Raw genomic sequence first — 9847 nt, forward strand, 5'->3', positions numbered from 1 at the left:
CGGTGCAATTTCCGCGGATTGGCCACCTCTCAGGACGAGGCGCCGGCGCACAATGGCCGGGTCATCGTCTGGAGTTCCCGTCATGGAGCCGCGTCTGGATTACTACACTGCCTCGCCGGAAGCGCTGAAGGCAGTGCTGGCACTGGAAGCCGCCATCTTCGAGCTGTCGGTGGAGAAGCCACTGCTGGAACTGGTGCGCCTGCGCGTGTCGCAGGTGAACAACTGCGCCTTCTGTGCCGACATGCACGCCATGGAAGCGCGCCGCAATGGCGAGACCGAACGACGCCTGTTCGCCGTCAGCGTGTGGCGCGAATCGCCGTTCTTCACCGAGCGTGAGCGTGCGGCGCTGGCCTGGAGCGAGTCGGTGACGCTGCTGTCCGAGTCGAAAGTGCCGCTGGAGGTTTTTCAGCTCGCTCGCGAGCAGTTCAGCGAACGCGAACTGGTTGACCTCACCGTGGCCATCGGCGCCATCAACGTGTGGAACCGCCTGGGCGTGTCCTTCCGCCAGCAGCCGCCGGCCTGAACAGGCGCGACGTCGGCTGCTTTATGTAGGAGCGAGCTTGCTCGCGAAAGGAGTTCCAGGCAGCGGCAGTGTTGAGGCTATTCGCGAGCAAGCTCGCTCCTACAGGATATCGTGCGGCGCAGTGGCAGGCAGCACAGCGCGCCGATCAGCAGGGCGCTGGCGGCGGCGCCCAGGGCCGGAATGAAGCTGCCGGTCAACCCGCGCAACGCACTGGCGGCCAGCGGGCCGGCGATCTGCCCGACGCCATACAGCGCCGTCATCGCCGCCAGCATGTTGAAGCGCACCTGCGCGGCCACCGCGCGGGCCGCCGGCATGGCGATGGTCACGGTGCCCATGAAGCTGCCACCCACCAGCACCGCGCTGCCCAGATAAAGGAAGGCGGACTCGCCCAGTGCCGGCAGCATCACACCGACGGCCTGCACCAGCAGGTTCAGCGCCAATGCGCGACGGCCACCGAGCCTCACGTGCAGCCGATGCCAGAGGAAACACGACGGTGCCGCACCCAGGCCGAAGGCGGCCCAGACCTGCAGCGGGTCGATGGCGCCCAGGCCGCTCTTCATCAGCAATGGCAGGTAGGTGGCGGTGATGATGTAGCCGAAGCCGGCCAGGCCGTAGACCAGCAGGATGATCAAGGCGGACAGCTCGGGCATTGGCCCCGTACCGTTCGTTGTCTGCTGCGGCGCAGTCGGTGCTGCGCGGCCCAGCGCGGGGGTGGCCAGCAGCGACAGCACCAGCCCGGCCAGCGCCAGTACGCACCAGATCGCGGCGCTGCGCAGGCCGAAGGCGTTGCCGGCGACAATCAGTTCCGCCGAGACCAGGATGCCGACGCCCACACCGGCGAACATCATTGGTGCGCCATGGCTTTCGCCCATGCTCTGCAACAGCCATTGCGCCGCGCTGACCAGCACCATGGCCGTGAGCACGCCCGCCAGCAGACGCACGCCGACGGCAAACCAGACGGGTGCCGGAATGGCCATGGCGGCGAGAGCGGCCAAGGTGCCGACCAGGGCGATCAGGCAGATGCGTGCCGCATGTCGTTCGTGGCTGCGCGCCAGCAGCAGCGCGCCCAGCAGGTAGCCGGCGTAATTGGCCGAGGCCGCCAGCGAGCCGCCGGTGACGCTGAGCACGCCGTCGCGCACCATCAGCGGGTAGAGCCCGGTAAAGGCAAACCGGCCAAAGCCCATGCCCACGGCAAGGATCAGTGCTGCCGACAGCGCCGCGGGCAGGCGGCGGGTGCGGCTCACGGGCGTGCCTCGAGGGCTTCCCGCCAGCGCTGGAAGGCGCCGGTGGCATAGCCTTCGCGCCAGATCAGCAGGGTGTCCACTTCCAGCAGCGGCACCACCTGCAGGGCCGGCATATCCCGATGCAGCTCCAGCACTGAACGAGGCAGCACGCCAAAGCAGGAACCGGCGTTAACGCAGGCGAGGATGCCATGGTACGAACCGACCTCCTGCACGGCGAGCGACGCTCCCTTCAACCAGCGCTCCAGCAACTGCCGGTAAGTGCAACCACGGGCGAAGCCCACCAGCGTGCGGATCTGCACATCCTCGGGCCGGGTTACCGGTGGATGGTCGCCCGGCAGCACCAGCAGCAACTCCTCGCGGAACACCGGTTCGGCGCACAGGCCGCGCTCCAGCAGTGATTCGAAGCCGGGTTCGGCGTGGAGAATGTCCGGATGGGAGATCAGCGCGCAGTCGAGCTGACGGTTCAGCACTTCATTGATCAGCTTCTGGCTGTGGCCGGTGGTGATGTGCAGCTCCACGTCGGGATAGGCCCGGTGAAAGCGTGCCAGGATTTCCGGCAGCCGGCTGGCGGCGGCGGCTTCCATGCTGCCCAGGCGCAGGCTGCCGGTGGCGCTGCTCGGGTGCAGTGACTGGCGGGCTTCGGTGGCGAGGGCGAGCAATTGCTCGGCGTAGCGGAGGAAGTCGCGGCCCTGGTCGGTCAGCGTCATGCGCTTGCCGTCGCGCAGGAACAGCGCCGCGCCAAGGTCTTCCTCAAGCTGGCGGATGCGCGTGGTGACGTTCGATTGCACGCGCTGCAGGCGGGCCGCGGCGCGGGTGACGCTCTGTTCCTCGGCCACGCAACGGAAGATTTCCAGGCTGGAGAGATCCATGATTAATCTTCAATAGAGAATATGTTGCGACGAATATTCTCTTTATGAGATTTTAAGTCAAGCCATCACAGGCCAAACGGCGACTTCGCCGACCCTGACGTTGAGGACCCCGTCATGCGCATCACCGATCTGCTCGGCATCCAGTTTCCCATCATCCAGGCACCCATGGTTGGCGTGTCCACCCCGGCGCTGGCCGCGGCGGTCTCCAATGCCGGCGGCCTGGGTTCCATCGGCCTGGGCGCCAGCAACGCGACGCAGGCCCGCGCCTTGCTGGAGCAGACCCGCGCGCTGACCGACAAGCCGCTCAACCTCAACCTGTTCTGCCACCGCCCGGCGGTGGCCGATCCGGCACGCGAGGCGGCCTGGCTGGAGCATCTGCGCCCGCTGTTCGCCGAGTTCGATGCGCAGCCGCCGCAGCAGATCACCGAGATCTATCGCAGCTTCCTGGCCGATCCGGACATGCTGGAGTTCCTCATCGAGGCGCGCCCGGCCGTGGTCAGCTTCCACTTCGGCCTGCCGCCGCAGCGCTGGATCGATCGCCTGAAGGCCGCCGGTATCCGTCTTCTGGCGACTGCCACTTGCCTGGAAGAGGGCCGCTCCATCGAGGCAGCGGGCATCGATGCGATCGTCGCTCAAGGCTATGAGGCCGGTGGTCACCGGGGCGTGTTCGAGCCGGAGAAGGACGCCCGTATCGGCACCTTCGCGCTGGTCCGCACGCTGGTGAAAGGCACAGGCCTGCCGGTGATCGCGGCGGGTGGAATCATGGATGGGCAGGGCATGCGCGCGGTGTTCGAACTGGGCGCCCAGGCTGTGCAGATGGGCACGGCATTCATCTCCGCCAATGAGTCCTCGGCCAACGCCGCATTCAAGGCGGCACTGCGAGGCGAGCGTGGGGAGCGTACCGAGGTGACGGCGGCAATTTCCGGCCGTGCCGCTCGCGGGATGGTGAATCGGCTGTTCACCGACGTGGGCAGTGCCGATGCGCCGGCGTTGCCGGATTACCCGATCACCTATGACGCTGCCAAGGCGTTGACCGCCGCAGCCACCGCCAAGGGCAACAGCGATTTCGCTGTGCAATGGGCTGGGCAGGGCGCGCCGCTGGCGCGGGAGATGCCGGCGGCGGATCTGGTGGCGACCCTCATGGCCGAGTTCCGCACCGGCGTAAATTTTTAGGAGCGAGCTTGCTCGCGAACCGCCTGACTCCAGCGCCGCCAGGCGCTCCGTTCGCGAGCAAGCTCGCTCCTACAAGGGCCTGATGCCCCGCTTCGGACTGAGGTGATTGGTGGATGGCGCGCCTGGATCAGCGGGCGCCGATGACGGCGGGTTTCTCCCGTGGCCGCCAGAGTTCTGCCAGCAGCACGCCGCCCAGGATCAGCGCGCCACCGATCAGGTGGTAGCTGGTCAACTGCTCGCCCAGCACCACGGCGGCGATGGCGGCGGTGATCACCGGCAGCAGGTTGAAGAACAGCGCCATGCGGCTCGGCCCCATGCGCTGCACGCCCTGCATCCAGGCCAGCGCGCCGACGATGGAGGCCAGCAGCCCGGCATACAGCACCAGCGGCAGGTTGGCGGCGTTCAGGCCATGGTGCGGCGAGGCCAGGTACAGCGGCGCCAGCGCAACGATGGCCACCAGCACCTGCAGGTACAGCATCAGCAGCGGTGGCAGCGGCAGGTTCCATTTCTTCAGCAGCACGCCATAGATGCCGTAGGCGAGGGTGGCGACGATCATCATGCCGTCGCCCAGGTTCACGCCGTGGCTGATCAGCTGCCGCGGGTTGCCCTGGGTGATTACCAGCAGCACACCACCCAGCGAAACCAGCGCGCCGAGCAGCGCGGCGGCGCTCATCTTGTGGCGCAGCAGGATCGACGCCAGGGCGAGGGACATCAGCGGCATCAGCGACAGGATGATCCCCATGTTGGTCGCCGAGGTCAGCGCGGCGGCGTAGTAGGCCAGGCATTGATAAACAGCCATGCCGAGCAGGCCGAGAGTAACGATCCTGCCCAGGTTGGCGCGGATCACCGGCCAATGGGCGAGGGTGGCGCGCAGCAGGAAAGGAGTCAGCAGCGCGCCGGCCAGCAGCCAGCGGAAGAAGCCGATTTCCGCCGGGGCGATCTGCCCCACGGCGAGCTTGTTGACGACGGTATTGCCGGACCAGATGACCACGGCCAGCAGGGGGAACAGGTAATTCATGGGTTCTTGCGGGTCTCGGGTTTGGCTTCGGAGTGGGACTGTTTCCCTCTCCCTAACCCTCTCCCTGAAGGGAGAGGGGACTGTCTGGAGTTGCCGGAACGTCCAGTGTTAGCCGGCTGACTCCGTTATTGCGCTGACTGCCAAACGGCTCCCTCTCCCTTTGGAGCGGGGCGCGTAGCCAGGGCTGGGGGAGAGGGCTCCATAGATGGCACCCATTTTCGCTTCGTCCGAATCAAGACGTATAATGAAAACCGGACAATCCACCCCGGCTTTCGGACATGACCCGCGTATTGCCGCTTCCCCTTCCTGACATCGATCGGCTGCCGGCCGATCTGTACTTCCGCTACGACGAGTTCGATGCCGGTACCCACTCGCCCAGCCACCGCCACGCCTGGGGCCAGCTCAATTACGCTTCCCACGGGGTGATGGAACTGGAAGTGGACGGCCAGCGTTTCCTCTCGCCGCCGCAGTACGCCGTCTGGGTGCCGCCGGGGCGTTTACACAGCTGCTACAACCGCCAGGCCATCGTCTATCGCTCGCTGTACGTGTCCGCCGAACTGGCGCGCAAGCTGCCGGAGAACCCCTGCACCCTGGCGATCAGCGACATCCTCAAGGCGATCCTCTCCGACTTCGCCGCACGCCGGGTGAACATCCCGCAGAGCGCTGCCGACCAGCGCCTGGCCGAAGTGGTTTTCGACCAGCTGCATGCCGCGCAGCCTCACGACGATTACCTGCCGTACGCCAATGGCGGTGCGCTGGGCGAAGTGCTGGCCGCGCTGCAGGCCGAACCGGGCGACAACCGCACCCTTGCGCAATGGGCCGAGCGCGTGCACAGCACCGAGCGCACCCTGGCGCGGGCCTGCCAGCGGGAGTTGGGAATGTCATTCGGCGAATGGCGCCAGCGCCTGCGGTTTCTTGCCGCCATCGAGGCGCTGGCATCGGGAGAGGGGGTGCAGCAGATCGCCTTCAACCTGGGCTACAGCAGCCCCTCGGCATTCATCGCGATGTTCCGGCGGCTCTCGGGTACCACGCCGGAGCAGTATCGGCTGGTCAGAAAAGACCCGTAGCTCATCAATTCTAGAGCTTACGGCTATGAACCCCGAGCGAGGCATGCTCGCCTTACCAAATAGAAGTAGGTCTTTGCAACACCTGGCTGAGGGTTGTACTGTTTGCCCCTGCTTTTAAGTAAGCGGTCACAGATATTTAACGATTTTCAGACACTTTCAGATTGAGCCACCCAGCCGGGCTAGACATGGAGCGTTCCAATGAATGCATGCAGTGATTTTCATCTTGAAAGTCGGGGGTTCTGCCCGACCTGCGGAAAGGAATCGACGTTCGAAGCTTACAACCCATGGCTCAGGGATCATTTCCTCTGCACGCAATGCGGCAGCATTCCCCGTGAAAGGGCGTTGATGCGTGTCATCGAGCAGTTCATGCCAGATTGGCGAGAGCGAACTGTCCATGAGTCCTCTCCTTGCATGCGCGGTGCAAGCCTTAAGCTTCAAAACGAGTGTGGCAACTACATTGCATCGCAATTCTTCCATGACGACGACCTGGGGACGCTTGTCAACGGCGTGCGCAACGAGAATCTCGAAAAGTTGAGCTTCGGTGATAACTCGATTGATCTTCACGTCACGCAAGACGTCATGGAGCATATTTTCAATCCTGAGCAGGCATTCCGCGAGATACACCGGACTCTGCGGCCTGGCGGTATGCACATATTCACAGTTCCGTTGGTTCAGAAATTAGGCCCATCGCGAACGAGAGCTTTCAGTGCTCACGGCGAAATAGTGCACATAGAACCCGAGTACTACCATGGCAACCCGATTGGCGATGGGCGCGCGCTGGTGACGACGGACTGGGGTTATGACATCTGCCAGTTCATTCACACCTATACGGACAGTTTCACTCAGGTTATCAGCATCGATGACATGAGTAGTGGCATCCGAGCGGAGTACATCGAGGTTCTTGTGACCGTGAAACCTGTTGGACGGGTGGCACTGGAATCATCGGCCGTCGTTCGGCGTTCCGCTTGAAAACCTCGCTTTGAGAGGCTCGGCCTGCGCGTTGCGGCTTTGTCCGTGACGCCATGCTTCTTCAATCGCGCATCATCGCCTATTCTCCTTTTACTGCATCTCAGCTGCGACCTTCTTCCAGGCCCTTGAGGGTCTTGCGGCAGTGGATCAGCGCGTCACGCACCATGAAGTTCACCAGGGTCGGGGAGACGCCCAGTTCCTCGGCGATTTCCTTCTGCGTGCGGCCGTGCAGGCGGTACATCTCGAAGGCGTAGCGGGTGCGCTCGGGCAGCGTCTGCAGCGCGCTGGAGATGGCTTCCAGGGTCTGCCGGTCCTCGTGCTCCATTTCCGGTGACGCGGACGGCGTCGCGATGTGCATGCCTTCTTCCTCGCTACCCGAGTAGCGCTTCTCCAGCGCCTGGCGGCGATAGAGATCGATGGCCAGGTTGCGCACCACGCGCATCAGGTAGCCGCTCTGCGACTGGATGCCGGGGGTGAGGTCGCTCGCATTGAGCTTGATGTACGCATCGTGCACCACGTCTTCGGCATGGCTGCGGCAGCCGAGGATGCGTGCGGCCGCATTGATGAAGGTCTGCCGGTGGGTGGCGAACAGCTCGTGGAGAGCGGGGCGCGACTCGGCGGGCATTGGCTTGGACATGCAAGGTGTTCCTATGCGGCGGCGGAGGCGGGGACGTCCACATGGGTTGAGGCGGTCAATCTAGATCAAATGATAATTATTATCAATTTATTCGGAAGAGTCCGACACTCGCTCTGGAACAGGGTTCCCACACGAGTGTGAAGATTTTTCGTTCGCATCCATTCGTCAGAACTCTCGACTTACAGGTGAAGGACAAGCCAGGAAATTTCGCCGGTGCATATATTATGAGAATTAATCGCATCCGAGAACACTAACTATTTCATTGCCTCCCTCGTCTTCATGGCAGAGCTGGAAAAACTGGGTAGTGGCCCAGCGCCGGCATCGCCATCTGGAGAGAGGAGAAGAGCAATGGCTTTCGATCGCGAAGACGCGGTTTACAAGGTGCTGGTCAATGGCGAAGAGCAGTACTCGCTGTGGCCGGACTACAAGGAAGTCCCGGCCGGCTGGCGCGAAGCCGGCAAGCGGGGGAGCAAGGCCGATTGCCTGGCCTACGTCGAAGCGAACTGGACCGACATGCGCCCCTTGAGCCTGCGACAGAAGATGGACGCCCAGGCTGCGGGGCACTGACCCGTGCTGCGTCTGTTCTGCCTGCCGTATTCCGGGGCCAGCGCCATGCTCTATGCGCGCTGGAAGCGCCAGTTACCGGAGTGGATCGAGGTCTGCCCGGTGGAGCTGCCCGGCCGCGGCCGGCGCTTCGCCGAAAGCCTGCAGACCGACCTGCGCGCGCTGGCCGGCCAACTGGCCGACGAGATCGCCGGGCGCCTGGACCAGCCCTACGCGCTGTTCGGGCATAGCCTCGGCGGCCTGCTGATCTTCGAACTGGCCCATGCCCTGCGTGAGCGCGGCCTGCCGCTGCCGCAGGCCCTCTTCGCCTCGGCCGCCTCCGCGCCGTCACGCCGTGACAGCCACCGCGAACTGGCCCAGGAGCAGAGCGACGCGCAGTTGATCGAACGCATGCAGCGGCTGGGCGGCACCTCGGCGGCGGTGTTCGCCGATGCCGAGATGCTTGCCCTGACCCTGCCGGTGATGCGCGCCGACTTCCTCCTCTGCGGCCGCTACGACTACCGCCGGCACCCGCAGCTGACCTGCCCGATCCATGTGTTCGGTGGCAAGGGCGACCGGCTTTCGGTCGAGTCGCTGTCGGCCTGGCAGGACGAGACCTGCGCCGGTTTCTCCCTGGAGATGCTCGAAGGCGGCCACTTCTTCATCAACACCGACGAGGCGCGCCTGCTCGAACTGATGCTCGGCCGCCTGCAGCAACCGGGGAAACCGTCCAGCGCAGCGCTGGCCTGAGTGCCCCTCGCGGAGAATCCAGATGCCTACCTCCACTCTGTTCGATATCGCTTCCCTGGTTGAAGCGCGCAGCGGCCTGCCGTTGCTGGTGCAGGCGCGCGGCGAGGGTATCGGCCTGCTCGATGCTCTGGCCGAACTGCGCCCGCTGGTTGAAGAGCGCCTGCCGGTGTGCGCCGGCATTCTCTTCCGTGGTTTCCAGGTCGGTGCGGCGGAGCGCTTCCGCGAGTTCGCCGCCGGCTTCGGCCATCCGCTGCTCAACTATGAATTCGGCTCCACACCGCGCAGCAACGTCACCAGCGGCGTGTACACCTCCACCGAATACCCGCCGCACCAGCACATCCCGCTGCACAACGAGCAGGCCTACACCCGCGAGTGGCCGATGAAGATCTGGTTCTACTGCGTGCAGGCCGCGCAGAGCGGCGGCGAAACCCCTATCGCCGACAGCCGCGAAATCTACCGCCGGGTGGATGAAGGCATCCGCCGCCGCTTCACCGAGCGCGGGCTGATGTACACGCGCAACTTCGGCAACGGCCTGGACGTGGCCTGGGAGCAGGTCTTCAACAGCGACGACCCGGCCGTGGTCGAGGCCTATTGCAGGGCTCACAAGATCGGCTGGGAGTGGAAGGAAGACGGCGAGCTGCGAACCCGCCAGGTCTGCCAGGCGGTCGCGCAGCACCCGGTGACCCGTGACTGGGTCTGGTTCAACCAGGCACACCTGTTCCACGTCTCCAACCTGCCACCGGAAGTGCGCGAGAGCCTGCTGGAAATCGTCGACGAGGAAGACCTGCCGCGCAACGTCTACTACGGCGACGGCAGCCCCATCGAGCCCTCCGTACTCGACGAAGTCCGCGGCGTGCTGGAGGAGGCCAAGGTGAGCTTCCCCTGGTACAGCGGTGACGTGCTGATGCTCGACAACATGCTGGCGGCGCATGCGCGCTCGCCGTTCAGCGGGCCGCGCAAGGTAGTGGTGGCGATGGCGCAAGGGCATGGGGCGGATGCACAAGCCTGAACACCGCACGGATAGCTCCCTCTCCCCGAAGGAAGAGAGGAGGGC

11 protein-coding genes are annotated in these 9847 nt (G+C 64.7%); 7 read left to right on the forward strand and 4 right to left on the reverse strand.

What is annotated here, in order from left to right:
• The first annotated feature begins 82 nt into the window (after positions 1-82).
• Positions 83-523 (forward strand): carboxymuconolactone decarboxylase family protein, encoded by a 441-nt coding sequence (locus G4G71_RS13975; protein WP_054907083.1) that lies wholly within the window; start codon positions 83-85, stop codon positions 521-523.
• A 77-nt stretch (positions 524-600) separates the two neighbouring features.
• Here the strand turns inward: G4G71_RS13975 and G4G71_RS13980 are convergent, their stop codons facing one another.
• Both G4G71_RS13980 and G4G71_RS13985 read right to left on the reverse strand, forming a co-directional pair.
• On the reverse strand, positions 601-1767 hold the full coding sequence (locus tag G4G71_RS13980; RefSeq protein ID WP_169938481.1) for a YbfB/YjiJ family MFS transporter: 1167 nt from the start codon (positions 1765-1767) through the stop codon (positions 601-603).
• Positions 1764-2636, reverse strand: a complete 873-nt coding sequence (locus G4G71_RS13985; RefSeq protein ID WP_054907082.1) for a LysR substrate-binding domain-containing protein — start codon at positions 2634-2636, stop codon at positions 1764-1766. Before G4G71_RS13985 ends, G4G71_RS13980 begins: the two co-directional genes overlap by 4 nt.
• A gap of 114 nt (positions 2637-2750) precedes the next feature.
• Here G4G71_RS13985 and G4G71_RS13990 point away from each other — a divergent pair, with 114 nt between their 5' ends.
• Positions 2751-3809, forward strand: coding sequence for an NAD(P)H-dependent flavin oxidoreductase (locus tag G4G71_RS13990; protein ID WP_169938483.1), 1059 nt, complete (start codon positions 2751-2753; stop codon positions 3807-3809).
• Positions 3810-3936: 127 nt separating this feature from the next.
• On the opposite strand, the gene G4G71_RS13995 is transcribed toward G4G71_RS13990, so the two are convergent.
• Entirely contained in the window at positions 3937-4827 is an 891-nt protein-coding gene (locus tag G4G71_RS13995; protein ID WP_169938485.1) for a DMT family transporter, read from the reverse strand.
• A 278-nt stretch (positions 4828-5105) separates the two neighbouring features.
• On the opposite strand from G4G71_RS13995, the gene G4G71_RS14000 reads away from it, so the two are divergent.
• Complete coding sequence (locus tag G4G71_RS14000; protein WP_169938487.1) at positions 5106-5894, forward strand: AraC family transcriptional regulator; 789 nt, start codon at positions 5106-5108, stop codon at positions 5892-5894.
• 198 nt (positions 5895-6092) lie between these two features.
• On the forward strand, positions 6093-6863 hold the full coding sequence (locus G4G71_RS14005) for a class I SAM-dependent methyltransferase (protein WP_169938489.1): 771 nt from the start codon (positions 6093-6095) through the stop codon (positions 6861-6863).
• Between the two features lie 100 nt (positions 6864-6963).
• Here G4G71_RS14005 and G4G71_RS14010 read toward each other — a convergent pair whose 3' ends face one another.
• Positions 6964-7500, reverse strand: a complete 537-nt coding sequence (locus tag G4G71_RS14010) for an RNA polymerase factor sigma-70 (protein WP_169938491.1) — start codon at positions 7498-7500, stop codon at positions 6964-6966.
• Between the two features lie 348 nt (positions 7501-7848).
• Between G4G71_RS14010 and G4G71_RS14015 the strand changes: the two genes are divergently transcribed.
• Genes G4G71_RS14015 through G4G71_RS14025 form a run of 3 tightly spaced genes read left to right on the forward strand, consistent with a single transcriptional unit; the run spans position 7849 to position 9802 of the window.
• Entirely contained in the window at positions 7849-8067 is a 219-nt protein-coding gene (locus G4G71_RS14015; RefSeq protein ID WP_169938493.1) for an MbtH family protein, read from the forward strand.
• Between the two features lie 45 nt (positions 8068-8112).
• On the forward strand, positions 8113-8793 hold the full coding sequence (locus tag G4G71_RS14020) for a thioesterase II family protein (protein ID WP_233297978.1): 681 nt from the start codon (positions 8113-8115) through the stop codon (positions 8791-8793).
• A 22-nt stretch (positions 8794-8815) separates the two neighbouring features.
• A complete protein-coding gene (locus G4G71_RS14025) occupies positions 8816-9802 on the forward strand; it encodes a TauD/TfdA family dioxygenase (protein WP_169938497.1) in 987 nt (328 codons plus the stop codon).
• Positions 9803-9847 lie beyond the last annotated feature (45 nt).

Origin of the sequence: Pseudomonas multiresinivorans (genome assembly GCF_012971725.1) — a bacterium.
Classification (GTDB): Bacteria; Pseudomonadota; Gammaproteobacteria; order Pseudomonadales; family Pseudomonadaceae; genus Pseudomonas; species Pseudomonas multiresinivorans.

Coding starts and splice junctions, on each gene's coding strand:
- G4G71_RS14025 (WP_169938497.1), top strand. CDS start 8,816: ATGCCTACCTCCACTCTGTTCGATATCGCTTCCCTGGTTGAAGCGCGC.
- G4G71_RS13990 (WP_169938483.1), top strand. CDS start 2,751: ATGCGCATCACCGATCTGCTCGGCATCCAGTTTCCCATCATCCAGGCA.
- G4G71_RS14000 (WP_169938487.1), top strand. CDS start 5,106: ATGACCCGCGTATTGCCGCTTCCCCTTCCTGACATCGATCGGCTGCCG.
- G4G71_RS13975 (WP_054907083.1), top strand. CDS start 83: ATGGAGCCGCGTCTGGATTACTACACTGCCTCGCCGGAAGCGCTGAAG.
- G4G71_RS14010 (WP_169938491.1), bottom strand. CDS start 7,500: ATGTCCAAGCCAATGCCCGCCGAGTCGCGCCCCGCTCTCCACGAGCTG.
- G4G71_RS14020 (WP_233297978.1), top strand. CDS start 8,113: ATGCTCTATGCGCGCTGGAAGCGCCAGTTACCGGAGTGGATCGAGGTC.
- G4G71_RS13985 (WP_054907082.1), bottom strand. CDS start 2,636: ATGGATCTCTCCAGCCTGGAAATCTTCCGTTGCGTGGCCGAGGAACAG.
- G4G71_RS14015 (WP_169938493.1), top strand. CDS start 7,849: ATGGCTTTCGATCGCGAAGACGCGGTTTACAAGGTGCTGGTCAATGGC.
- G4G71_RS13995 (WP_169938485.1), bottom strand. CDS start 4,827: ATGAATTACCTGTTCCCCCTGCTGGCCGTGGTCATCTGGTCCGGCAAT.
- G4G71_RS14005 (WP_169938489.1), top strand. CDS start 6,093: ATGAATGCATGCAGTGATTTTCATCTTGAAAGTCGGGGGTTCTGCCCG.